The organism is Stenotrophomonas sp. Sm2128 (genome assembly GCF_030985535.1).
GTDB classification, from domain to species: domain Bacteria; phylum Pseudomonadota; class Gammaproteobacteria; order Xanthomonadales; family Xanthomonadaceae; genus Stenotrophomonas; species Stenotrophomonas maltophilia.
In genome coordinates this window covers 50,115-73,333 of record NZ_JAPTFQ010000010.1, presented here as the reverse complement: position 1 = coordinate 73,333, position 23,219 = coordinate 50,115, and the positions used below count along the sequence as shown (strand labels likewise).

Genomic DNA, 23,219 nt, shown 5'->3' with positions numbered 1-23,219 from the left:
CTGTCCTGCGCACACGGCAAGACCGGGGTTGGGCGTCCTGCCCAACCCGCCCGAGGCATGCCTCGGGCCCATGGCGCCAACGGTCCTGTCCAGGGCCACCCGCCGCCTCTGGACAATTTCCCGCGAGCGCGGCCAAAAGCCCGTGCCGTGCAGTGTCATCTGAAAAACGAAAACGCCGGGCAGAGCCCGGCGATTCGCACCCCGTCTGGTGGAGAGCCCCCCTTCTGTTAAGGGGGGCGCGCCAATGGCGCGGGAGATAGGAGGTAGGTCGGGACCCGCTGCTTGCGACAGCAAGCCGCGGCGCACCTTCGGTGGTCAGCTCTTAGAACTGACCACCGAAGGTAAATTGCAGGCGTTCGATCTTGTCGCCGTCTTCCTTCTTCAGCGGGAAGGCGTAGCTGATCGAGATCGGGCCGACCGGGGCGCGCCACAGCAGGGCGACACCGGTGGAGACGCGCAGTTCGTTGGCCTTGAAGTTCTTGGTGCCGTTGTAGACGTTACCGAAGTCGACAAAGGCCGACACGCGGGCCGATGGGCTGTCGAACAGGCGCGGGAAGTAGGCTTCAACCGAACCGACGGTCTTCAGCGAACCACCCAGCGGCTGGCCTTCCGGATAACCCTGGGTTACTTCGCGCGGACCGAGGGTGTTGTCCTCGAAGCCACGTACCGAGTTGGTACCACCGGCGTAGAAGTTCTCGAAGAACGGCAGGCCGCTGGCGGTGACGGTACGGGTTTTGCCGTCGGCGTCGGTGATCGTGCGGGTGTAGTCCTTGCCGTAGGCATCGCCGTAGCCCACTTCGGCGCGGGTGTTGATCACCAGCGACGGCATGATCGGCCAGTACTTGCTGATCTGGTAGTTCAGCTTGTAGTACTCGATGGTCGAGCCAGGCAGCGTGGTTTCCAGGCCGACGCGCTGGTAGGTACCGCGGGTCGGCATGAAGTAATCGTTGCGCGAGTCGCGCGCCCAGCCCAGCTCGGTACGCCAGGCATGGAAGGTGCGGGTACCGACCGCATCGATGTAATCGATGATCGAGTCCGGGGTCGAGTTGCGATATGTGGTGATCTGGTTGCTGTCGATGCCGAACATCAGCGAGACGGTGTCGGTCTCGGTCAGCGGCACGCCGAACACCACCTGCGCAGAACCATTGGTGCTGTTGTACTGCGCGGTGTTGAAGTCGGAGTAGTCCAGTTCACGCCAGGACAGGTTGTAGCCCAGCGAAACGCCGTCGTCGGTGAAGTACGGGTTGGTGTAGCTGAAGCCGTAGCGCTGCAGGTAGCTGCTGCGCGAGGCTTCGACCGACACGCGGTTGCCGCCGCCGAGGAAGTTGTTCTGCGACAGCTGCACCGAGGTGGTCATGCCGTAGGACTGCGAATAGCCCAGGCCGAACACGAAGCTGCCGGAGGTGGTTTCCTTGACGTTGTAGACGACGTCGACCTGGTCGTTGCTGCCGCTGACGGCCGGGGTCTCGACGTCCACCGACTCGAAGTAGCCCAGGCGCTGCAGGCGGATCTTGGAGCGGTCGATCGCGGCCTGCGAGTACCAGCTGTTCTCGAACTGGCGCATTTCGCGACGCATCACTTCGTCGGAGGTGCGGGTGTTGCCACGGAACAGGATGCGACGCACCGACACGCGCGGGCCGGGCACGACCTGCATGTTGATCCCTACCGTCTGTTCGGCACGGTTGGTGGTCGGGATCGGGTTCACCTTGGCGAACGCGTAGCCGATGTTGGACAGCGAGTTGGTGATGGTGTCCGAGCTGAATTCCAGCAGGGCACGCGAGAACGTGTCGCCCGGCTTCTGGATCACCATGCGCTCGACGTCCTCCTGCGGAAGGATGGTGTCGCCGCTGACCTTGATCTCGGAGATCTTGTACTGCGCACCCTCGGTCACGCCCGCGGTGAGGAACATGTCGCGCTTGTCGGGGCTGATCGAGACCTGGGTGGAATCGATGCTGAAGTCGACGTAGCCGCGGTCCAGGTACCACGAGTTGAGCTTTTCCAGGTCGCCGGACAGCTTTTCCTTGGAGTACTGGTCGTCACGGCGGTACCACGACGCCCAGTTGTGCTCCTTGGACTCCCAGGTCTCCAGGATGTCCTTGCTCTCGAACTTCTCGGTGCCGACCAGGTTGACGTGGCGGATCTTGGCCGCCTTGCCTTCCTTGATGGCGATCGCGATGTCCACGCGGTTGCGGTCCAGCGGGCTCACGGTCGGGGTGATCTCGACGGTGTACTTGCCGCGGTCGTTGTACTGGCGGCGCAGTTCCTGGGTCACGCGGTCCAGGCTCAGGCGGTCGAAGGTGCCGCCCTCGGTCAGGCCGATGTCGGACAGGCCCTTGAGCAGCTGCTCGGACTTGATGTCCTTGTTGCCGGTCACGGTCAGCTTGTTGATCGCCGGGCGTTCCTTGACGGTCACCACCAGGATGCTGCCCTGGCGGTCCAGCTGCACGTCTTCGAAGAAGCCGGTCTTGTACAGCGCGCGGATGGTCTCGCCGACCTTGTTGTCGGTGATCGTCTCGCCCCGTTCCACCGGCAGGTAGGTGAACACCGTGCCCGAGCTGATGCGCTGCAGGCCATCGACGCGGATGTCGCTGACAGTGAAGGGCTCGGCTGCCTGGGCCAGGGCGGGAGCGCCGGTGACGGCGGCGAGGGCGAGGGCCAGCAGGCGGCGATTGGGGAGTCGCGTCATGTCACGTCCGGTAGGAAGGTCGATTTCATTGGTGCGGGATGCCGACGCTGTAGACGGCAACAACGTGGAAAAGTTCATCGCGGGACCAGGCCGAGGATGTCGTTGTAGAACGCCAACCCCATCAGCCCGGCCAGCAACGCCAGGCCGATGTATTGGCCGGCGGCGATGGCACGCTCGCTCAGCGGGCTGCCCTTGACCAACTCGATAAGGTAATACAGCAGGTGCCCGCCGTCCAAGATCGGGATCGGCAACAGGTTGATGATGCACAGGCTGAGTGACAGCAGGGCAAGGAACTGCAGGAACCAGTCGAGGCCGCGTTTGGCCGAGACATTGGCCACGCGGGCGATGGTGACCGGCCCGGAAACGTTCTGCAGCGAGGCTTTGCCGGTGACGATGCGGGCCATCATGCCCAGCGAATCGGCGGCAAGCCTGCCGGTTTCACGCACGGCGACGGTCACTGCATCCAGCGGCCCATAGCGCAGCAGGGTGTCGTAGGAGGGGCTGTAGGTGGTGGGGAAGCCGACGCCGATCTGCCAGACCGGGTTGCCCTTGCCATCCTTGCCCTGGCGTGGCGTGACTTCCAGTGCAAGGCGTTCACCGCCTCGCAGGACCTCGATCATGCCGGGGCCTCCGGCACGGCCGAGGGCCTGGATCTCGCCGATCACCTGGTCGACGCTGTCGATGCGCTGGCCGTCGATCGCCACGATCAGGTCGCCCGGCTGCAGCAGCCCGGTGACCACCGAATCGGCGGTGAGCGAGTCGACCAGTGCCGGCTGCAGCCACGATTGCCAGTACAGGCCGGCCAGGATCGGTACCCGTCGTTCATCGAAGCCGGCGGGCAGCTGCGACAGCGGCAGGGTGCGCACGCGCACCTGGTCCGCAGGGTCGAGTACCTCAAGCGTGACGTCGCGGCGATCCATCGCAGCGGCGGTCAGCGCCATGCTGGCCTCGCCCAGGGTGGCGACCTGGCGCTCATCCACCCGCAGAACGCGGTCACCGCTGAGCAGTCCGGCGCTGGCGGCGATGCCGTCAACCCGGCCGATCGTCGGCGAGTAGTCCTGCTTGCCGATCACGAACATCGCCCACAGCAGCAGGATGCACAGCAGCAGATTGGCGATCGGCCCTGCAGCAACAATGGCGATGCGCTGCCACACGGTCTTGTGGTTGAAGGCCTGGCCGCGCTCGTGGGGATGGACCTCGACCTCACGTTCGTCGAGGAACTTCACGTAGCCACCCAGCGGGATGGCGGCAATGGCGAACTCGGTGCCGTGCCTGTCGCGGCGCGACCACAGCGGACGGCCGAAGCCGACCGAGAAGCGCAGGATCTTGACCCCACAGAGGCGGCCGACCCAGTAATGCCCGAACTCGTGGAACGTGACCAGCAGCCCGAGGCTGACAATCATCCACCAGACCGATCCGAGGAAGTCAGTCATGCAGGCTCACAGTGGCGGGCAGGGGCGGCGGCGTCATGCTGGGCGAGGCGGTCGTTCAGGCGGCGTCGATGGCGTTCAGGGTGAGCTGGCGTGCCCGCTGGTCGGCGGACAACAGGACCTCCAGTGTATCGGCTGGCTGGGTCGGCAGTGTTGAAAGAGCGTTAGCAACCAGCTCCGGGATGGTCAGGAAACCGATCCGGCCCTGAAGAAATGCTGAAACCGCCTCTTCATTGGCGGCGTTCAGCACCGCCGGGGCAGTACCGCCGGCCTGCATGGCCTGCCAGGCCAGCGCCAGGCAGGGGAAGGCGTCGGTGTCAGGCGCCTCGAAATCCAGCCGGCCCTGCGCCAGCAGGTCCAGCCCGGCCACGCCCGATTCGATGCGCTGCGGCCAGCCCAGGCCGACCGCCAGGGTGGTGCGCATGTCCGGCAGGCCCATCTGGGCCAGGGTCGAGCCGTCGACGAATTCGACCAGCGAATGGACCAGGCTCTGCGGGTGCACCAGCACCTCGATGCGCTCGCCGGGCACCGAGAACAGATGGTGCGCCTCGATGACTTCCAGGCCCTTGTTCATCAACGTCGCCGAATCGACCGAGATCTTCGGGCCCATCGACCACTTCGGGTGAGCCACGGCCTGGGCCGGGGTGACCTCGGCCAGCTCGGCGCGGCTGCGGCCGCGGAACGGGCCGCCCGACGCGGTCAGCAGGATCCGGCGCACGCCGGCGCCGTCGATGCTGGCGTTGCGCGAACGCAGGCACTGGAAGATCGCGCTGTGCTCGCTGTCGATCGGAATGATCTCGGCGCCGGCGCGCTCGGCGGTGCGGGTCAGCAGCTCGCCGGCCAGTACCAGCGATTCCTTGTTGGCCAGCAGGATGCGCTTGCCGGCCGCAGCGGCGGCGAGGGTCGAGGACAGCCCTGCAGCACCGACAATGGCCGCGACGACCGTGTCGCAGGCATCGCTTGCTGCCAGCTGGTCCAGTGCGGCATGACCGGCGTGGGCCTCGGTCGACAGCCCGGCATCGCGCAGGCCGTCGCGCAGTTCGGTGAACAGCGCTTCGTCGGCGATGACCGCGTGCGCGGGCTTGTGCTGGCGGCACAGGGCCAGCAGTGCCTGCACCTGGCGGCCGGCGGCCAGCACCGTGGCCTGGTAGCGCTGCGGGTGGCGGGCGATGACGTCCAGCGTGGAGGCACCGATCGAGCCGGTGGCGCCGTATACGGCGACCCGGCGCAGGTCTGCGACAGCATTCATGGTCAGAACCCGAAGATTTCCTTGCCCAGCGCGAACACCGGCACGGCGGCGAGGACGCCGTCGACGCGGTCGAGCACGCCACCATGGCCCGGAATCAGGTTGCCCGAGTCCTTGGCACCGGCGTGGCGCTTGATCAGGCTTTCGAACAGGTCACCCAGCACCGACGCGAATACGGCCACCACCGAGGTGATCAGCAGGCCCGGCAGGTGCGCGATGTCGATGCCGGCCAGCCAGCCCAGTCCGAGGGCCACGGCGACACCGGCCAGCAGGCCGCCGAACAGGCCTTCCCAGGTCTTGTTGGGGCTGATCCGCGGCGCCAGCTTGTGCTTGCCGAAGTGACGGCCGGCGAAATAGGCGCCCGAATCGGCTGCCCAGACCAGTGCCAGTGCCGCCAGCAGCCACAGGTGGCCCTGCTGGCCTGGCGGGTCACCGCCAGCGTGGATCAGCACCAGCGCTGCCCAGGCAGGAACGATGGCCAGGGTGCCGGCCAGCATCTTCACGATCCGGGAGGGGGCCGTCGGCTGGGCGCCAAAGTTGAAGAAGCGCAGCCAGGCCAGCGCCGCCAGCCACCAGGCAACGCCTGCCAGTGTGGTGATCTGGAACAGCACCAGCGTGCTGCCATCGGCCCACACCAGCAGCACCATCAGCAGCAGGTTCAGCACCAGCAGCACGGTGCGCGCGAGGGTGTCTTCGATGCCGGCCAGCTTCAGCCATTCCCACAGGCCGATCAGCAGCACCGCGGCGGCGGCGGCGGCCAGCCATTGCGTCGGCAGCAGCAGGATCGCGGCAATGGCGAGCGGCGCCATGATCAGCGCGGCGAGGACTCGGGTCTTGGTCATGGGCTGGAGGTCTCGGTGGCCAGTGCGGCGATCTGGGCGCTGGTCAGGCCGAAACGACGCTCGCGGCTGCCATAGGCATCCAGCGCCTGCTGCAGCAGGGCGGCATCGAAGTCCGGCCACAGCGCCTCGGTGAACCACAGCTCGGTGTAGGCCAGTTGCCACAGCAGGAAGTTGCTGATGCGGGTGTCGCCACCGGTGCGGATGAACAGATCCGGCGGCGGCAGGTCGGCCAGGGCGACCTGGCTGCCCAGCAGCGATTCGTCGATCTGTTCGGGCAGCAGGCGTCCTGCGGCGACTTCAGCGGCCAGCGCGCGCGCGGCACGGGCGATGTCCTGGCGACCGCCGTAGCTGGCGGCGATCGACAGGGTCAGGGTGGTGTTGTCGGCGGTGCGCTGCTCGGCCAGCTGCATGCGGCTGACCAGTCCGGCACCAAAGCGCTCGCGTTCGCCGATGAAGCGTACGCGCACGCCGCGTCGGTGCAGTTCGTCCACTTCGCGGTCGAGCGCGCCGAGGAACAGCTTCATCAGGGCGTCGACTTCTTCCTGCGGCCGGCCCCAGTTCTCGCTGGAAAACGCGAACAGGGTCAGCGCCGGAATGCCCAGTTCAAGGCAGCGCTCGATGGTGCGGTTGACCGCGCGCGCGCCGGCACGATGGCCGATCACGCGCGGGCGGCGGCGCTGCTGTGCCCAGCGCCCGTTGCCATCCATGATGATGGCGACGTGGCGGGGCAGGGTGGCCGGCAACGGAGGCGGGACTGAAGGCATCGACTTCAGACCGACAGCAGTTCTTTTTCCTTGTCGGCAACGACCTTGTCGACGTCCTTGATGTTGGTGTCGGTCAACTTCTGGATGTCGTCCTCACCGCGCTTCTTCTCGTCCTCGCTGATCGCCTTGTCCTTGACCAGCTTGGCGATTTCCTTGTTTGCGTCCTGACGGATGTTGCGGATCGCGATCTTGGCGCCTTCGCCTTCCTTCTGCACCTGCTTGACCAGCTCCTTGCGGCGCTCTTCGGTCGGCGGCGGCATGTTGATGCGGATCGCGGTGCCCAGCGTGTTCGGGGTGAACTCGGCGTTATAGAGACCCTTCTCGATCTCCTTGATCATGCCCTTGTCGAACGGGGTGACCAGCAGCGAGTGCGCATCGGCGTTGGAGATCGAGGCAACCTGGTTCAGCGGGGTGCTGGCGTTGCCGTAGGCATTGACCGTCACGCGGTCCAGCAGGGCCGGCGTGGCACGCCCGGTCCGGATGGAGGTGAGGGTGTGCTTCAGAGCGTCGATGCTCTTGGCCATGCGCGTCTGCGCGTTGTTCTTGATGTCGTTGAGCATCGCCCGGTCCTGGATGTATCTGGAATCGGGCGATTATAGGCGAATACGGGACGCTGCCGGGCCTGAATCGGCCCGGTTGTCGCCGCGCGCTCAGGCTCAGGCCGGATCGCGGCCCTGGACCAGGGTGCCGATGTTCTCGCCGTTGAGGATCTTCAGCAGCTCGCCCGGCTGGCCCATGTCGAACACGCGCATCGGCAGGTCGCTGTCGCGGGCCAGTGCGAAGGCGGCGGTATCCATCACTTCCAGGCCGCGGCGGATCACTTCGTCATAGCTCAGGCTGTCGAAGCGGACCGCATCGCTGTGCTTGTTCGGGTCCTTGTCGTACACGCCATCGACCTTGGTGGCCTTCAGCAGCAGGTCGGCACCGATCTCGATCGCGCGCAGGGCGGCGCCGGAGTCGGTGGTGAAGAACGGGCTGCCGACGCCGGCGGCGAAGATCACCAGGCGGCCCTTTTCCAGGTGGCGGATGGCGCGGCGGCGGATGTAGTCCTCGCACACGTCGTTGATCTTGATCGCGCTCATCACGCGCGCCTTGGCGCCCAGCTTCTCCAGGGCGTCCTGCATGGCCAGGGCGTTGATGACCGTCGCCAGCATGCCCATCTGGTCGCCGGTGACCCGGTCCATGCCGCCGGCGGCCAGGCCAGCGCCGCGGAAGATGTTGCCGCCGCCGATCACCAGGGCCACTTCGGCACCGGCCTGCTGGGCTTCGATGACCTCACGGGCCAGGCGGTTGATGATCTTCGGGTCGATGCCGTAGTCCTCATCTCCCATCAGCGCCTCCCCGGACAGTTTCAGAAGGATGCGGCGATAGGCGAGCTTGGACATGGGGACCTCGGGTGCGTGGAAATCGCGGGCGATTCTACGCGCATGCGGCGTCGGGCCATAGTGTTTTGTGCACTGCGGCGTAAAATCCTGGCGTTCGCCCCGGTCATCCGGGGCTTCCGGTTCAGCCCAGCTCGGCGCCCGCGGTCGCTGACAGCTCGTCGTGGCCGAGGGCGCCGGGGGAGCGCGCGATCACCCGGTTGCGGCCGAGGTTCTTGGAGCGGTACAGCACGTCGTCGGCGGCGCGCAGCAGGTCCTGCACGTCGGCGAAGCGTTCGTAGCCGCCCTGGGTGGCCACGCCGGCGGAGAAGGTGACGAACAGCGGGCCGCCTTCCAGTTCGGCCATCGGCGTGGCAACGATGTTGGCCAGTACCCGGCGGATCACGTCCAGTGCTACCGTTTCGCTGGTGTTGGGCAGCAGCGCGACGAACTCCTCGCCGCCGAAGCGGGCCACGGTGTCGCTGTGGCGCAGCTGGCCCTGCAGTTTGCCGGCAAAGGCCCGCAGCACCTCGTCGCCGGTCAGGTGGCCATGGGCGTCGTTGATCTTCTTGAAGTCGTCCAGGTCGATGAAGGCCACCGACAGCGGCCAGCCCTGCCGACCGGCGCGCAGGAATTCCTGCTCCAGCACGGCTTCCAGCTGGCGCCGGTTGAGCACGCCGGTGAGGGCATCTCGATGGGCCTGGTCGGCCAGGCGCTTGGCCCGGGCTTCGAATTCGTCGGCACGGCGACGGGCCTGGTCGGCATCCTGCAGTTCGCGCAGGTTGCGCAGGGTGGCCAGCTCCTGCGCGTGGTCGATCAGCTCGCGCACCCGCGAGGGGGAATTCAGGCCGGCCTCGAACAGGCTGGCGATGTCCGGCAGGGCCTCGCTGATGCGGGTCAGGACCTGGTCGAAACGGGCGCTGTCCAGTTCAAGGCGGTCATGCACCTGCTGCAGGGCGCGCTCGCGGGCGGCATCGGCGTCATCGTCCAGCCAGATGTCGGCCACGGCACCGGACAGCTGCACGCAGGCCTGGAACGGCGATTCCGCGGCGTCCAGGTCTTCGCTGTGGCTGATGCTCTCCACCAGGTAGCGCGGCAGGCCCCACTGCTCGGCCACCCAGGCGCCGACCTCGGCGTGGCTGCAGCCCAGTTCGTCGCGCTCGCGCGCGACCAGGTCGATGTTGTCGCGTGCTTCGCGCAGCAGCGGCAGGTAGCGCTCCGATTCGGCCTGGGCCAGGCACAGTACGCCCAGGTCCTGCAGCAGGCCGGCCAGCATCAGTTCTTCCAGCCGGCGCAGGCCGCGTGCCTGGCCCAGCTGGCTGGCAGCCAGCGCGCTGAGGATGCTGCGCTTCCAGGCGCGTTGGCGCAGGTCGTGGTCGGCGCCGGTGCCGCCGGTCAGCCCCTGGGTGACGGTGAAGCCGAGGGCCAGGCTGATCGTGGCATTCAGGCCGAGCATGGTCAGTGCCTGGCCGAGGTTCTCGATCCGACGGCGGCTGGCGTACAGCGGCGAATTGGCGATGCGCAGCATGCGAGCGCTCAGCGCCATGTCGATGGCGATGATGTCGGCGGCGGTGGCGATATCCGCTTCCGGGTCCTGTGCCAGTTCGATGATGCGCAGGGCAATACCGGGTGGCGAGGGCAGGTTGCGGCAGAGCGCCAGGGCAGCTGTCAGCTCGGGAGGCATGTCGGGTCGTTCAATTCCATTGGGACAAGAATACCTAGGAATGCATCACAGTCCGCGATTTTCGTTCCTGCTAAATGACTGTTGATTCCCTGTGCCGAGTATCGGCTTGATTCGCGCGCAACGCAAAGGTGCCGCTGTGCGCACCAACGGTGCGCCCCCACGGGGCCGCCGGCATAAAAAAAGAGCCGCGGTTTCCCGCGGCTCCTTCTGGTTGCTTCACAGCCGGAAGGCTGGAATCAGACCTGCATCGCCTTGGCAACTTCGGCGGCGTAGTCTTCCACCACCTTCTCGATGCCTTCGCCGACGATCAGCAGCTTGAAGCCAGCAACATCGGCGCCAGCGGCCTTGACCACCTGCTCGACGGTGGTGTCGCCCAGCACGTAGGTCTGGCCGTACAGGGTCACGTCGCTGACGATCTTGTTGATCTTGCCGCTGATGATCTTTTCCAGGATGTCAGCCGGCTTGGCCTTGTCCTTTTCGGACATCTTGGCCAGCTCGATTTCCTTTTCCTTCTCGACGAAGTCGGCCGGAACGTCCGCAGCCTTGTTGTGCGGCGGCTTCAGCGCAGCCACGTGCATGGCCAGGCCACGGGCCAGCTCGACGTCGCCGCCGATCAGATCGACCAGCACGCCGACCTTGCCGTTGGTGTGGACATACGCACCGATGTTGCCGGTGGTGTCGACATTCACCATGCGACGGATCTGGATGTTCTCACCCAGGGTCTGCACGGCGGTGGCGCGGGCTTCTTCAACGGTGCGGCCATCGGCCAGCTTGGCAGCCTTCACGGCTTCGACGTCGGTGGCGCCCGATGCCAGGGCGGCAGCGGCAACGGCATTGACGAAGGACTTGAAGTTGTCATCGTTGGCGACGAAGTCGGTTTCCGAGTTGACTTCGACCAGCACGGCCTTGCCGCCATCCTGGGCCAGGCCCAGACGGCCTTCGGCGGCCACACGGTCAGCCTTCTTGTCGGCCTTGGCAGCGCCGGACTTGCGCATGGCTTCAGCAGCAGCGTCGATGTCGCCGTTGGCTTCGGTGAGCGCCTTCTTGCATTCCATCATGCCGGCGCCGGTGCGCTCGCGCAGTTCCTTGACCAGGGAAGCAGTGATTTCCACGGGATTACCTCACGAAAGAAAGGGGTTGGGCCGGCATGGTGGCCGGCCCGTGTGACACGGTCCTGTCACGCGCCAAAGGCTGCGCGCAGGGAGGGTGGACGCCGGGCGTCCACCCCGGGCCTGGATCAGGCCTGGGCGTCGTCGCCCTTCTTGGCAGCCTTCTTGGCCGGAGCGCGGCGGGCCGGCTTCTCTTCGCCTTCAGCAGCGGCTTCAGCGAACTCTTCCTCACGCACCGAAGCAGCATGCGGAGCAGCAGCCTTGCCTTCCAGCACGGCGTCGGCAGCGGCGCGGGCGTACAGCTGCACAGCGCGGATGGCGTCGTCGTTGCCCGGGATGGCGTAGTCCACCAGTTCCGGGTTGTAGTTGGTGTCGACCACGGCGATGACCGGGATGCCCAGCTTCTTGGCTTCCTTGATCGCGATGTCTTCGTGGCCGATGTCGATCACGAAGATGGCGTCCGGCAGGCGGTTCATGTCCTTGATGCCGCCCAGCGAGGCTTCCAGCTTGTCGCGCTCGCGACGCAGGCCCAGCACTTCGTGCTTGACCAGCTTCTCGAAGGTGCCGTCGGTTTCACCGGCTTCCAGTTCCTTCAGGCGGGCAACCGACTGCTTGACGGTACGGAAGTTGGTCAGGGTGCCGCCCAGCCAGCGCTGGTTCATGAACGGCATGCCGCAACGCTCGGCTTCTTCCTTGATGGTTTCGCGGGCGCTGCGCTTGGTGCCCAGGAACAGGACGGTGCCGCGCTTCTGGGCAACCGACGAGATGAAGTTCATCGCGTCGTTGAACAGCGGGACGGTCTTTTCCAGGTTGATGATGTGGATCTTGCCGCGGGCGCCGAAGATGTACGGAGCCATCTTGGGGTTCCAGTAGCGGGTCTGGTGGCCGAAGTGGACGCCGGCTTCCAGCATCTGACGCATGGTGACCTGGGGCATTGCAATACTCCTGATATGGAACCAGCGATTCCGCCCGCGGGGATAGGTATGCGGGACGCGTGGAAGCGCGATCGGTTCCGGGGTTGGGCTTCCCTGTTGCCTCCGTGGCCGAACTCCTTGCGGAGCACCCCGGCACGGATGGGGGCAGCAGGTGTGGATTCACCGGTGACGTCCGGTGTGGACGGGTTCCCGCGCACGCAGGCCGCAGGAATCCGGTCGATTATAGCCCGCTCGGTGCGCTGGCTGCAATTGCCGGGCCTGGAGCGACCAGATCGACCATCCGGCCATCCTGCAGCCGGGCCTGGAAATGACCGCCGGCGTAGCCATCAGCGCGGGCGGGCAGGGCCCAGCGGCGCTCATGGCCGGCCAGCAGATACCCGGCCAGGCCGGGCAGCAGCAGGGTGCGCTGACCGCCGCTGGTGATGTAGGCGAGATCGTTCAGGCGTGCGTGCAGGGTACCGGTGTTGCTCAGTCGCAGGAAGGTATGTGACTGGCCGGGTTCGATCCCTGCATGCAGCCGCGACTGGGCCATTGGTGTGGCGTGCCCGCGGAACAACGGCAGCGAATAGCGCTGCAGGCCTGGCGCAGTGGGGGCCAGGACGACCCGATAGGCCTGTTCGCCGACAGCGGATGCCGGCTGGCGTGGCAGCAGCCAGATGCGCTGTCGGACGCCGGGCGGGATGTCGAGCAGGGTGGGGCTGGCGAGCACCTGGTCGGTGGGACGCAGCATGTCCGCGTCGGTCTGCTGGTCCCACGCAAGGATCTGTACCCGGCCCTGCCAGCGGCCGGGACCGGGGTTGAAGAGCCAAAGTTCGCCCTGGCCACCTTCGGCGGGCAGCTGCAGTGTGGTCGGCAACAGGTCCAATGCCGCGGCAGGCAACGCCAGCAGCATCGCCAGCAGGGTCAGAAGTGCCCGCATCAGTAGATGACGGTCACGGCGGACGTCGTGTCTTCGTCGTCGGCGGGAGGCGCGAGCTCGCGGACCTGGGGCGGAAGTTGCGGTGTGTCGCTGCGCTGGTGGGGTGCGGGGCAGTGGATGCTGCCGGGGTCATCGCGGCAGGCTTCGACCACGGTCAGGCGGATCTGCAGGTTGCTGGGGCCGGGTTCGGCCCACGCCAATGTGCTGGCGAACAGTATCGCCCCGATCAGAAATGCGCGAGCCACCTGGCAACCACCGTGCTGAAAGATCTCGCTGCGCGGTATCGGCTGGATCGGCCGAATCTGTAGCGTCGACTGTCAGTCGACTGCTCCTGGCACAGGAATGATGCGCGCATCCACGCATGACGTGGATCTGCCGAAACCCCGGTGGGTGTCGACCGTTGGTCGGCCCGCCGGTCAATAGGTGATGGTCACCTGCACCACATCGTTGTAGATGCCGGCCGGGGGCTGGCCGGTGACCGGCGGCACCCGGCCATGGATCGTGAGCTGCTGCGCGCTGCCACTTCCGGTGCCGCCAACGGTATCGACGTTGAGGGTATTGCCCCAGCGCAGGCTGCGCGCGGCATCGCGGTACAGCTCGTAGGTGAGGTAGTAAGTGCTGCCGCCGATGGTAGTGGCCATGCGCCGCGTGCTGGTGGCGGTGGGATTGTTCTGGCCGTTGTTGAGGCTGACCTGGTAGGCCGTGTTCTTCAGGCAGGTCAGGGTCAGGGTGGCGGTCCGGTCGATGTTGGCGGGAATGCCGCCGGTGACGTTGCCGAAGTCCATGTTGGTGGTGACGTAGCTGCCGCACTGCGGCAACACGTTGGCGGTGGCGGTGAAGCTGAAGGCGTTGCTGATGCTGTTGGTGCCGCTGGCGCCGCCGTTGCAGTTGGCGGGCACCGTGGCATTGCCGAGCAGGACCTCGTTCCAGGCCCAGGTCAGCACCACGTTGGCGCCGTTGAAGGTGCTGCTGTAGGCGCCTGACGCCAGGATCTGATTGGCGGGGATCTGTGCGGACAGCTGCGTGGTCTGCGTGCCGCTGCCGCCGGTCAGGGGCACGTTGTAGGTCAAGGTCAGCTCCTGCGCCGGCGGCGAGCCGCGCGGGGTCAACCCGGTCACCTGGCTGAAGTTGGAGGTGTTGTAGAGCTGGAAGTTCATGCTGTCGCTGGTGCTGGTCTTCATCGTCCGCCAGCTGGAGCTGCTGCCGCCGCCGCTGCCGGCGCCGATGCCCACGCAGACCCGCACGCCGGTAGTGGCCAGCACGCTCAGCGCGGCAGTGGTGCAGGTCACGGTGATGTTGAGCGTGCCGGTGGTTGCACCGGGGGCATTGCTGTTGACGTTGCCAAAAGGCAGCGTCGGGTCGGCGACGGCGGCGCACACCGCGACGGCGCGGGCCGGTCCCGCCGCCAGCAGGCCGGCGACCAGCAGCAGGCCGAGCAGCAACGTCCTCATGGCGCTACCTCCGGGATGCACGCCAGCGGTGCCGGCTTCGGCCGCGCGCCGGAAGCCACCACCTTGGGCACGTCCGGTACCTTCACCCTGCATTGCCCGCGGCTGGTGGTGATGTACAGCACGCTGCCGGCGGACACGTCTTCCAGGTACAGCAGCCCGTCATAGCCCACCAGCGCCTGTCGCCCGTCCGGCAGCTGCACCTCGCTGCCGACCTCCAGCGGTTGCCCGTCCATGCCGTGCAGGGTCAGGTTCAACGACGGCCGCGAACGCAGCGCGAAGGTCACGCGGGTGCCGGCGCGTTGGCGGGGTGTCACCCAGTCTTCGATGCGATCGGCGCGCATGTCCTCGGGCAGGTCCAGGGTGTCGATGGAGACGCGATTGCGCTGCCAGGACAGCAGTGGGCTGACCAGCAGCAGGCCGCGATCATCGGTCACGCCGATCAGCCGGTTTTCCAGCCGCACCGGCACGCCGCCCACGCCGTTGGTGCTGATGACTGCGAACGCGTCGGAGACTTCGCGGGTGGCGAAGGCATGCCCGTCCATCCACACCAGGCTGCCACTGGCGCTGGCGTAGGCATAGTTCAGGCCGCCCTGGCGCGAGGCGCCGAATGAGTAGCGACCGACGTCATTGAGGATGCCGACTTCGGCCAGGCCGCCATTGCCGTCCTCGCCATGGCGCACCTGCGCGCGCCAACCGACGCCGCCGGCGCTGCCATCGCCGGGTACCGGCTGGGTCACGTCCGCTACCCAGCTCTGGCTGTCGCCGTTGCGCTGGCTGGAGAGGCTGGCCTGGCGGTTGTTGCCCAGGCTGGCGGTGACCGACAGGTAGATGCTGCGGTCATCGCTCTTGTCCAGGTTCTGGTTCACCGACAGGTAGGCCGACCACCGCTGGCTCCAGGTGCGCGACCAGAACAGGCTGGCGTAGCGGTTGTCGTCTCCGTCGGGATAGCGCAGGCGCAGGTAGCTGGCGCTGAGCGTGCCCAGCCGCAGCAGATCGGCGCCGACCGTGGCCTGTTCACTGATGCTCGGCGGCAGGTTGCCCTGCAGTGCGCCCAGGTCGCGGTAATCGCCATGGCTGCGCACGCTGCGCAGATTGAAGTTGAGTCGGCGGTTGTTCCAGCTGTAGCCCAGTGCCCATTGCCCGCCCCGCAGGTCGTGATAGTCACTGTGCGCATAGGCGGCGTTGAACACGCCCGCGCCGCCGAGCAGCCACCAGCCGCCGATGCCGGCCTGGGCCAGGCCGCCGCCGGCTTCGGCATGTGCTTCGCCGGTAAAGGTGTCGCTGATACCGCCTCGCCAGCTGGCACTGGCCACGGTGCGATCGTCGTAGGCGAAGGAACGCTGGCCGAAATCCTCACGCAGGCGGCCAACGCCGGCCGACCAGTCCGACAGGCCCTTGGCCAGCAGCTGCTGGGTGCCATAGAAACTGAAATCCAGCGTCTGCATGCGCCCGAATGCATCGGTCACCACCACCTGTGCGCTGCCGGTGCCGCTGATGCCGGGTTGCGCGGCCAGCTGGAACGGACCGACCGGCACCTGCCCGCTGTACTGGCGCAGGCCATCGACGTACAGCTCTACCGTGGACGGCACCACCGCCTGGCCGAGGAAGCTGGGCGTGGGGGTGAGTACGCGATACGGCTGCAGGCCGTAGTTGCGGCCGATCTGCAGGCCGCCCAGGCGCACCGGACGGGTCCAGTCGACGAAGCCGCTGTAGAAATCGCCGACCTCCAGCGTCATCGCCTTGTCGGGAAAATCCAGGCTCCAGCGCGTATCCAGGCGCACGCTCTCACCGCGCCAGCGACGGTCGCCGGGCTGCTGGTAGCGCCGGCTGATCGCTGTGTTCTCGACGGTGCCGTTGCCGATCCCGAACAGGCGCAGCTCCGAGCTGAGGCTGAGGTTGCCGAGCATGTCGACCCGGCTGCCATACACGTCGTAGTTCAGCAGCAGGCCGGGCGAGGCGGTGCTGGCCGGTGCCCGGGTCTGCGGCTGGCTGAGCACGGTGGTTGGCAGGGTCAGCTGGTCCAGCGGCACGTCCAGGGCCAGGGTCTGCATATGCGCGTCGTAGCGCACAACGGCCCCGCTGATCTGGTCCAGATAGACCGGCGCATCGCCGCGGGCGCTGAAGCCGAGCTGGCGCAGCACTTCCGGACTGGCCTGCAGCCGGCCACGGGTTTCAGTGAACGGCAGCAGGCCGCGGGGCGTGCTGTTGAGCGAGACGTCCAGGTACAGGGTCTGGCTGGCGGTCAGGGGCGTGGGGGCGGGCAGGATCGCGTCGGCCGACACCCCGGAGACGTCCGCAGCCCCGGCGGCAGCCACGCCGGACACATCGGCGGCTTCGGTCGCCGCAGGAGCCAGGGCAGCAAACAGCGCGCCCATCAACGCCTCAGCGAGCCGGTGGTGGCGACAGCGGCGTCTGTTCCGACTCGCCATTGAGCTTGGCCGTGATCTGGTCGTTGTCGCGGTCGATGGCCGTGCGCTCGATCGGCCAGCGCATCACCTGCCCGGGCAGTACATAGCCCAGCAGACCGGGGTGCACGATGCGCGGGCGCTGGACGCTGCCCAGCGCCAGGTCGGCGATCTGTGCATAGCTGTTGCCGGTGTTGGCCACCTCCACGCCGTTGCGTCCGTCCTGCAGCCGCACCAGGCTGGCCTGCAGGCGCGGCGCCAGCTTGCCGCCCGAGGGTTGCACGAACACCGGAATCGAATAGCGCAGCACGAACTGCATGCCGTTGGCGCGGGTCGCCAGATCAGGCACCTCGTCGACGATCAGCCGGTAGTGCTGCTGTGCCGCAGGCGGTTCGTGGTTCGGGCGCATGACCCGTACCAGCTGCTGCTGGCCCGCGCCCAGTTCCTGCATCGGAGGGGTGGCCAGCAGTTCCTCGGTGGGCAGCAGTTGTTCCTGGCCATCCTGCTGTACCCAGCGGAAGACCCGCACCTGCAGCCTGACCGGCGAGGTGCCACTGTTGGTCAGCCACAGTTCGCCGGCGCGCTGGCGGGCCTCAAGCTGCAGGCTGGTGGGGGCGACCTGGAGGCTGGTGGCACCGGCAGGGGCTGCGGCCAGCAGGGAGAGGGCGAGCAGCGCCACGCCGGTGGCGCGCCACGGGCGGGGTCCGGCCATGCGGGCGTGCTCCATCAATAGGTGATCGTGGCGGTGACCGTATCCAGGTAGTTGCCGGTGGCCGGGTTGTTGGTGCTCAGGTTCAGGATCTGGCCGTAGACGATGTAGGGCACGGCCAGGCCAGTGCCGATGCCGGCCTGGGTGTTGGTGCCCGAGGTCGCACCCCAGACCAGGGTATGAGCGGCGTCCTGGTAGAGCTGGTAGCCAACGAAGTTGTTGGCGGTCACCGCGGCGTTGGTGTTCTTCATCCGGCGGGTGGTGACGTCGTTGGCGGTGCTGGCATTGGCGCCCGCGTTCAGCGAAATCGTGTAAGGGGTCAGGGCCGAGCACTGGGCGGTCACCGTGCCCTGGCCCAGGGTGGGGGTCGCCGTGGTCGAGGCCGCCGTGCCGAAGTCAACGTTGGTGGCCGCCGCCGCCGTGATGGTGCAGGCCTTGGTGACCACCAGGGTCACGTTGAAGGTCGTGGTGTCGGCGGCCAGTGCGGGGCCGGCCAGCAACAGTCCGGTCAGGACCCAGGCGAGCGGTGAGCGGAATGTGGATCGCATGGACAACCTCCCTGACCCGAAGGTCTGTTGAACAAGGCGAAGGCGGCAGGTTCGGGGCCGCTTTGACAACGGTCGTAGCCAGCTTCTGCGGGTAAGTGTCTGTAATCCGTGATAAACAGGCGTGCGAAAGGGTGGAGATCGTCACGCTTTCACTTTCCTTGCCGGAACCGTGCATGCCCCGGATCGCCAGTTGGGTGGCGTTCGTTCAGATTGCAGCGGGATCGGCGATAATGGGCGCCATGAGCGTGAATCTGAAAACCCCGCAGGAAATCGAGATGATGCGCATCGCCGGCCGCCTGGCCAGCGAAGTGCTCGACATCGTCACCCCCCACGTCAAGCCCGGTGTCACCACCGAGGAGCTGGACCGCATCTGCCACGACCACATCGTGAACGTGCAGGGCGCGATTCCGGCCAACGTCGGCTACCGCGGCTTCCCGAAGACCGTGTGCACCTCGGTCAACAACGTCATCTGCCACGGTATTCCCAGCGAAGGGAAGGTGCTGAAGGATGGCGACATCATCAATATCGACGTCACCGTCATCAAGGACGGCTGGCACGGCGACACCAGCCGCATGTACTTCGTCGGCACGCCGTCGGTGATGGCCCGCCGCCTGGTGGAAACCACCTACGAAGCGATGTGGCGCGGCATCCGTGCGGTGCGTCCGGGCGCAACCCTGGGCGACATCGGCCATGCCATCCAGAGCTATGCCGAAGGCGAGCGTTTCAGCGTGGTGCGCGAGTACTGCGGCCACGGCATCGGCAAGGTCTACCACGACGAGCCGCAGGTGGTGCATTACGGCCGCCCGGGCCAGGGCCTGGTGCTGCAGCCGGGCATGACCTTCACCATCGAACCGATGATCAACGAGGGCACCCGTTACAACAAGGTGCTGCCGGATGGCTGGACCGTGGTGACCAAGGACCGCAAGCTGTCGGCGCAGTGGGAGCACATGATCGCGGTCACCGAGACCGGCGTCGACGTGCTGACGCTGTCGCCGGGCGAGTCGCAGGTCTCCTGAGGATGCTGCCGGCGAGTTCGCTGCTGGACACGCCGGCCGCGTCGCTCAACGACCCGGACTGGGCTGCTGCCGCGCGCCAGGCGCTGCAGCAGGCCGACGCGCGCCTGTACCGCCGCTTCGACCAGGGCGACAACATCGAGCGCCTGCTGGCGCTGCGCGCGCGTGCCGCCGACCATCTGATCCGCCTGGCGTGGCAGCGCTGCCTGCCAGTCGAGAGTGGCCTGTCGCTGTTCGCGGTGGGCGGCTATGGGCGCGGTGAGCTGTTCCCGCGCTCGGACATCGACCTGCTGGTGTTCGGCGGCCCGCCGGCACAGCTGGCGCACGAAGCGGCACTGGCGCGCCTGTTTGCGCTGCTGTGGGATTGCGGGCTGGCGGTCAGCCATGCGGTGCGTTCTGCATCCCAGTGCCACGAGGCGGCGACGGACCAGACCGTGCTGACCGCGCTGATCGAGGCGCGCCCGATCCTGGCTGATGATGCGGCGCGCCGCGCGCTGCGCGAGGCCATCGACGACCGCGAACTGTGGCCGGCACGCGCGTTCTTCCTGGCCAAGCTGGAAGAGCTGCGCAACCGGCACCAGCGTTTCGGCGATACCGCCGACAACCTGGAGCCGGACCTGAAGGATGGCCCCGGTGGCCTGCGCGATCTCAATACGCTGGGCTGGATGGCTCTGCGTGCCTTTGGCGTGCGCGACCTGGAAGCCCTGGTCGGGCTCGGCCATCTGGGTGCCGACGAAGCCGCGGCGCTCAAGCGCGAACGTGCGGTGCTGGCGCGGTTGCGCTTCGGCCTGCACCTGGTAGCACGTCGCCCGGAAGAGCGCCTGCGTTTCGATTACCAGAAGACCCTGGCCGCGCGCCTGGGCTTCGAAGACGACGCCGAGAACCTCGGTGTCGAGAAGATGATGCAGGGCTTCTACCGCGCCGCGCTGGTGGTGCGGCGGATCAGCGACCGCCTGCTGCAGCGCTTCGAGGAACAGTTCGATGGCGAGGCGCAGCCGGAACCGCTGACCGTGGGCTTCTCCCTGCGCCGCGGCTACCTGGCCGCCAACGAGGCCGACTGGCCGCGTGGCGATATCGGCCAGGTGTTTGCGCTGTTCTCCAGCTGGGCCAACAATCCGCAGGTACGCGGCCTGCATTCGCTGACCGCGCGCGCGCTGGCCGAAGCGCTGCCGCTGCTGCCGGCCTACGACCAGGCCGATACCGACGCGCGCGAGCAGTTCATGACCCTGCTGCGTGGCCAACGCCCGGTCGATACGCTTTCGCGCATGGCGCGGCTGGGCGTGCTCGGCCAGTGGATTCCCGCGTTCGCCCAGGTCAGCGGGCGCATGCAGTTCGACCTGTTCCATGTCTATACCGTCGACCAGCACACGCTGATGGTCCTGCGCAACATCGGCCTGTTCGCCAGCAGCCGTGCCGACGAACGCTTCTCGATCGCCCATGAAGTCTGGCCGCGCCTGCGCAAGCCGGAACTGCTGCTGCTGGCCGGCCTGTTCCATGACATCGCCAAGGGCCGCGGCGGCGACCATTCCGAACTGGGCGCGGTCGATGCGCGCGCGTTCTGCCAGGCGCATGCGCTGAGCACGTCCGATACCGAACTGGTGGCGTGGCTGGTCGAACAGCACCTGCGCATGTCGGTGACCGCGCAGAAGCAGGACATCGCCGACCCGGTGGTGATCCATCGCTTCGCCACCCTGGTGGGCAGCCGCGACCGCCTCGACTATCTGTACCTGCTGACCTGCGCTGATATCGCCGGCACCAGCCCGAAACTGTGGAACGCGTGGAAGGACCGCCTGCTGGCCGATCTGTATTTCGCCACCCGGCGCGCGCTGCGCGAAGGGCTCGAGCACCCGGTACCGGCGGCCGAGCGCGTGGCCGAGGCGCGTGACAGCGTGCGCGCACTGGTGCGCGAGCAGGGTTACGACGACGCCACCATCGACCGCCAGTTCGCCGTGATGCCGGATGAGGGCTTCATTCGCCTGCGCCCTGAGCAGCTGGCCTGGCAGGCCGCGGCGCTGGTACCGGTGAAACAGGGCCAGACGCTGGTGAAGGTGCGCCGCATCAGTGTCGACGACCCGGCACTGGAAGTGTTCGTGCATTCGCCGGACCGCGACGGCCTGTTCGCCGCCATCGTGATGACCCTGGACCGCAAGGGCTACGGGATCCATCGCGCGCGCGTGCTGGATGGTCCGGCCGACACCATTTTCGATACCTTCGAAGTGAACCCGGCCGACAGCTTCGCCGATGGCAGCAGCGCCAACCTTGAGGCCGCGCTGCGCGAGGCACTCAGTGGTGACCTGTCGCGCCTGCGCCCGTCGCGTCGGGTGGTGCCACGCCAGCTGCGCCATTTCCGCTTCGCGCCGCGCATCGAGTTCCGCGATGAACCGGGCGCAACCCGTTTTGCCCTGGTCGCACCCGACCGCCCCGGCCTGCTGGCCGACGTGGCGTTCGTGCTGCGCAACCAGGGCCTGCGCGTGCATGATGCACGCATTGCCACGTTCGGCGAACGCGCCGAAGACACCTTCGTGATCAGTGACGAACACGACCTCCCCCTGACTGAACCTGCCCGGCAGCAGCTGCATGACGCGATGCTGGCCTGCCTGGACCCTGATCGAAACGCCGGAGACCCCGCCTGATGGCCACCAAGCCTGTTAAGAAGACTGCTGCCACCGCCAAGAGCGCAGCGGCCAAGAAAACTGCCGCCGTGCCGGCCGCGAAGAAGGCTGCCGCGCCGAAGAAAGCCGCGGTGGTGAAGGCGCCGGCGAAGAAGGTGGCAGCACCGAAGAAGGCCCCGGCCAAGAGCGCAGAAGCCGCACGCGCCGAAACCATCGCCCGCAAGTCGCTGCGCAAGCCGGCCGCGCCGGGCGTGGAAGAACTGAAGTTCGGCATCGAAAGTGCCTTCGAACGCCGCGCCACGCTGACCCTTCACGAACTGGAAGGCTCGACCAGGCCGCTGGTCAACCGTGTGATCGATGGCCTGGAAAGCGGCGAATTCCGCGTTGCCGAACCGGACGGCCACGGTGGCTGGAAGGTCAACGAGTGGCTGAAGAAGGCCGTGCTGTTGTACTTCCGCGTCAACGACATGGCCGTGGTCGACGCACGTCCGGCGCCGTTCTGGGACAAGGTCGAATCGCGTTTTGCCGGTTATGACGAAGCGAAGTTCCGCCGTGGTGGCGTGCGCGTGGTGCCGGGCGCGATTGCCCGCCGCGGTACGTACTTCGGCAAGGACGTGGTGCTGATGCCGAGCTTCACCAACATCGGTGCCTATGTTGGTGAAGGCACCATGGTCGATACCTGGGCCACCGTGGGTTCGTGCGCGCAGATCGGCCAGCACTGCCACCTGTCCGGCGGTGCCGGCATTGGCGGCGTGCTGGAACCCCTGCAGGCCAGCCCGACCATCATTGAAGACCACTGCTTCATCGGTGCGCGTTCGGAAGTGGTGGAAGGCGTGGTGGTCGGTCACCACAGCGTGATCGGCATGGGCGTGTTCCTCAGCCAGAGCACCCGCATCTACAACCGTGCCACCGGCGAGATCACCTACGGCTACATCCCGCCGTACAGCGTGGTGGTGTCCGGCTCGCTGCCGAGCAAGGACGGTACGCATTCGCTGTACTGCGCGGTGATCGTCAAGCAGGTTGATGCCAGGACCCGCAGCAAGACCAGCGTCAACGACCTGCTGCGCGGCCTGGCCGACTGAAGGTGGCTGCGCCGGAGGATCTGGCGCAGTCCGCGATCTACCGGCTACCGGCATCCGTCCGACACCCTGTTGGGGCGGATGCTGCCGCGCCTGCTGCACGCCATGCGCTGGACCCGACTGCGCCGCGCACTGTCGCGGCGCTGGCCGATGCCGGCGCCGCCTTCGGTGGCCATCAGGCCCCCCTGCGTTTCCTCACCTGCCAGGACGAGGCCATCGCCCGCACCTGCGACTGTCGCTGGGCCAGCACCCGCATCGCGCTGCCGGTAGACCTCGACAACCTGCAGCCGCTGCGCCTGGAACGCGAGCTGCGGTGCCCGCGCCTGCAGGCGATGGGCGTGGCGCTTGCATCGGGCCTGGCCTTCCGCTTGCCGAGAGTGCCGTTCCGGGTCGTGTCCGAGCGCCTGTTGTGAGATTCTGGCCCTC

20 protein-coding genes are annotated in these 23,219 nt (G+C 67.1%); 4 read left to right on the top strand and 16 right to left on the bottom strand.

The features are described 5' to 3' along the window. Positions 1-322: 322 nt before the first annotated feature. From bamA to O0K41_RS04995, 16 genes are all read right to left on the bottom strand, one after another. Positions 323-2,686, bottom strand: a complete 2,364-nt coding sequence (bamA, locus tag O0K41_RS05070; protein ID WP_049451313.1) for an outer membrane protein assembly factor BamA — start codon at positions 2,684-2,686, stop codon at positions 323-325. 74 nt (positions 2,687-2,760) lie between these two features. Next, positions 2,761-4,119: an RIP metalloprotease RseP gene (gene rseP, locus O0K41_RS05065; protein WP_005408740.1), complete on the bottom strand. Its 1,359-nt coding sequence runs from the start codon at positions 4,117-4,119 to the stop codon at positions 2,761-2,763. A 55-nt stretch (positions 4,120-4,174) separates the two neighbouring features. Continuing rightward, positions 4,175-5,365 carry a 1-deoxy-D-xylulose-5-phosphate reductoisomerase gene (locus tag O0K41_RS05060; RefSeq protein ID WP_049451312.1) on the bottom strand — a complete coding sequence of 397 codons (1,191 nt, stop codon included), beginning with the start codon at positions 5,363-5,365 and terminating at the stop codon, positions 4,175-4,177. 2 nt (positions 5,366-5,367) lie between these two features. Beyond that, positions 5,368-6,204: a phosphatidate cytidylyltransferase gene (locus O0K41_RS05055; protein WP_049451311.1), complete on the bottom strand. Its 837-nt coding sequence runs from the start codon at positions 6,202-6,204 to the stop codon at positions 5,368-5,370. After that, a complete protein-coding gene (gene uppS, locus O0K41_RS05050) occupies positions 6,201-6,968 on the bottom strand; it encodes a polyprenyl diphosphate synthase (RefSeq protein ID WP_005408743.1) in 768 nt (255 codons plus the stop codon). The genes O0K41_RS05055 and uppS overlap by 4 nt, the downstream gene beginning before the upstream one ends. Before the next feature lie 5 nt (positions 6,969-6,973). Next, a complete protein-coding gene (gene frr / locus O0K41_RS05045; RefSeq protein WP_005408744.1) occupies positions 6,974-7,528 on the bottom strand; it encodes a ribosome recycling factor in 555 nt (184 codons plus the stop codon). 96 nt (positions 7,529-7,624) lie between these two features. Continuing rightward, positions 7,625-8,353: a UMP kinase gene (gene pyrH, locus O0K41_RS05040; protein WP_005408745.1), complete on the bottom strand. Its 729-nt coding sequence runs from the start codon at positions 8,351-8,353 to the stop codon at positions 7,625-7,627. Between the two features lie 121 nt (positions 8,354-8,474). Continuing rightward, positions 8,475-10,013: a GGDEF domain-containing protein gene (locus O0K41_RS05035; protein WP_005412741.1), complete on the bottom strand. Its 1,539-nt coding sequence runs from the start codon at positions 10,011-10,013 to the stop codon at positions 8,475-8,477. A gap of 236 nt (positions 10,014-10,249) precedes the next feature. Then, positions 10,250-11,125, bottom strand: a complete 876-nt coding sequence (gene tsf, locus O0K41_RS05030) for a translation elongation factor Ts (RefSeq protein ID WP_005408747.1) — start codon at positions 11,123-11,125, stop codon at positions 10,250-10,252. Positions 11,126-11,250: 125 nt separating this feature from the next. After that, positions 11,251-12,057 carry a 30S ribosomal protein S2 gene (gene rpsB / locus O0K41_RS05025; protein WP_005408748.1) on the bottom strand — a complete coding sequence of 269 codons (807 nt, stop codon included), beginning with the start codon at positions 12,055-12,057 and terminating at the stop codon, positions 11,251-11,253. Positions 12,058-12,277: 220 nt separating this feature from the next. Continuing rightward, the gene (locus O0K41_RS05020) at positions 12,278-12,976 is read right to left on the bottom strand and encodes a pilus assembly protein (RefSeq protein ID WP_099604855.1); all 699 of its coding nucleotides are present in this window, start codon (positions 12,974-12,976) and stop codon (positions 12,278-12,280) included. Then, positions 12,976-13,221, bottom strand: coding sequence for a hypothetical protein (locus O0K41_RS05015; protein WP_099604854.1), 246 nt, complete (start codon positions 13,219-13,221; stop codon positions 12,976-12,978). The genes O0K41_RS05020 and O0K41_RS05015 overlap by 1 nt, the downstream gene beginning before the upstream one ends. A gap of 171 nt (positions 13,222-13,392) precedes the next feature. Beyond that, entirely contained in the window at positions 13,393-14,427 is a 1,035-nt protein-coding gene (locus O0K41_RS05010; RefSeq protein ID WP_099604853.1) for a spore coat U domain-containing protein, read from the bottom strand. Next, complete coding sequence (locus tag O0K41_RS05005; RefSeq protein WP_197592179.1) at positions 14,424-16,802, bottom strand: fimbria/pilus outer membrane usher protein; 2,379 nt, start codon at positions 16,800-16,802, stop codon at positions 14,424-14,426. The genes O0K41_RS05010 and O0K41_RS05005 overlap by 4 nt, the downstream gene beginning before the upstream one ends. A 7-nt stretch (positions 16,803-16,809) precedes the next feature. Then, on the bottom strand, positions 16,810-17,559 hold the full coding sequence (locus O0K41_RS05000; RefSeq protein WP_044569726.1) for a molecular chaperone: 750 nt from the start codon (positions 17,557-17,559) through the stop codon (positions 16,810-16,812). After that, positions 17,559-18,089 (bottom strand): spore coat U domain-containing protein, encoded by a 531-nt coding sequence (locus tag O0K41_RS04995; protein ID WP_005412747.1) that lies wholly within the window; start codon positions 18,087-18,089, stop codon positions 17,559-17,561. Before O0K41_RS04995 ends, O0K41_RS05000 begins: the two co-directional genes overlap by 1 nt. Positions 18,090-18,319: 230 nt before the next feature. Here O0K41_RS04995 and map point away from each other — a divergent pair, with 230 nt between their 5' ends. From map to O0K41_RS04975, 4 genes are read left to right on the top strand one after another with little or no spacing between them, the layout of a single operon-like run. Then, a complete protein-coding gene (gene map, locus O0K41_RS04990) occupies positions 18,320-19,105 on the top strand; it encodes a type I methionyl aminopeptidase (protein ID WP_005412748.1) in 786 nt (261 codons plus the stop codon). A gap of 2 nt (positions 19,106-19,107) precedes the next feature. Then, the gene (locus O0K41_RS04985) at positions 19,108-21,735 is read left to right on the top strand and encodes a [protein-PII] uridylyltransferase (protein WP_108270486.1); all 2,628 of its coding nucleotides are present in this window, start codon (positions 19,108-19,110) and stop codon (positions 21,733-21,735) included. Then, on the top strand, positions 21,735-22,796 hold the full coding sequence (dapD, locus tag O0K41_RS04980) for a 2,3,4,5-tetrahydropyridine-2,6-dicarboxylate N-succinyltransferase (protein WP_005408756.1): 1,062 nt from the start codon (positions 21,735-21,737) through the stop codon (positions 22,794-22,796). Before O0K41_RS04985 ends, dapD begins: the two co-directional genes overlap by 1 nt. 2 nt (positions 22,797-22,798) lie before the next feature. Then, on the top strand, positions 22,799-23,206 hold the full coding sequence (locus O0K41_RS04975) for a hypothetical protein (RefSeq protein WP_234411833.1): 408 nt from the start codon (positions 22,799-22,801) through the stop codon (positions 23,204-23,206). The last annotated feature ends 13 nt before the right edge of the window (positions 23,207-23,219 follow it).

What these genes read in the sequence shown, in the direction of transcription:
- bamA (WP_049451313.1), bottom strand. Translation starts at nt 2,686, where the DNA reads ATGACGCGACTCCCCAATCGCCGCCTGCTGGCCCTCGCCCTCGCCGCC.
- rseP (WP_005408740.1), bottom strand. Translation starts at nt 4,119, where the DNA reads ATGACTGACTTCCTCGGATCGGTCTGGTGGATGATTGTCAGCCTCGGG.
- O0K41_RS05060 (WP_049451312.1), bottom strand. Translation starts at nt 5,365, where the DNA reads ATGAATGCTGTCGCAGACCTGCGCCGGGTCGCCGTATACGGCGCCACC.
- O0K41_RS05055 (WP_049451311.1), bottom strand. Translation starts at nt 6,204, where the DNA reads ATGACCAAGACCCGAGTCCTCGCCGCGCTGATCATGGCGCCGCTCGCC.
- uppS (WP_005408743.1), bottom strand. Translation starts at nt 6,968, where the DNA reads ATGCCTTCAGTCCCGCCTCCGTTGCCGGCCACCCTGCCCCGCCACGTC.
- frr (WP_005408744.1), bottom strand. Translation starts at nt 7,528, where the DNA reads ATGCTCAACGACATCAAGAACAACGCGCAGACGCGCATGGCCAAGAGC.
- pyrH (WP_005408745.1), bottom strand. Translation starts at nt 8,353, where the DNA reads ATGTCCAAGCTCGCCTATCGCCGCATCCTTCTGAAACTGTCCGGGGAG.
- O0K41_RS05035 (WP_005412741.1), bottom strand. Translation starts at nt 10,013, where the DNA reads ATGCCTCCCGAGCTGACAGCTGCCCTGGCGCTCTGCCGCAACCTGCCC.
- rpsB (WP_005408748.1), bottom strand. Translation starts at nt 12,057, where the DNA reads ATGCCCCAGGTCACCATGCGTCAGATGCTGGAAGCCGGCGTCCACTTC.
- O0K41_RS05020 (WP_099604855.1), bottom strand. Translation starts at nt 12,976, where the DNA reads ATGCGGGCACTTCTGACCCTGCTGGCGATGCTGCTGGCGTTGCCTGCC.
- O0K41_RS05010 (WP_099604853.1), bottom strand. Translation starts at nt 14,427, where the DNA reads ATGAGGACGTTGCTGCTCGGCCTGCTGCTGGTCGCCGGCCTGCTGGCG.
- O0K41_RS05005 (WP_197592179.1), bottom strand. Translation starts at nt 16,802, where the DNA reads ATGGGCGCGCTGTTTGCTGCCCTGGCTCCTGCGGCGACCGAAGCCGCC.
- O0K41_RS05000 (WP_044569726.1), bottom strand. Translation starts at nt 17,559, where the DNA reads ATGGAGCACGCCCGCATGGCCGGACCCCGCCCGTGGCGCGCCACCGGC.
- O0K41_RS04995 (WP_005412747.1), bottom strand. Translation starts at nt 18,089, where the DNA reads ATGCGATCCACATTCCGCTCACCGCTCGCCTGGGTCCTGACCGGACTG.
- map (WP_005412748.1), top strand. Translation starts at nt 18,320, where the DNA reads ATGGGCGCCATGAGCGTGAATCTGAAAACCCCGCAGGAAATCGAGATG.
- O0K41_RS04985 (WP_108270486.1), top strand. Translation starts at nt 19,108, where the DNA reads ATGCTGCCGGCGAGTTCGCTGCTGGACACGCCGGCCGCGTCGCTCAAC.
- dapD (WP_005408756.1), top strand. Translation starts at nt 21,735, where the DNA reads ATGGCCACCAAGCCTGTTAAGAAGACTGCTGCCACCGCCAAGAGCGCA.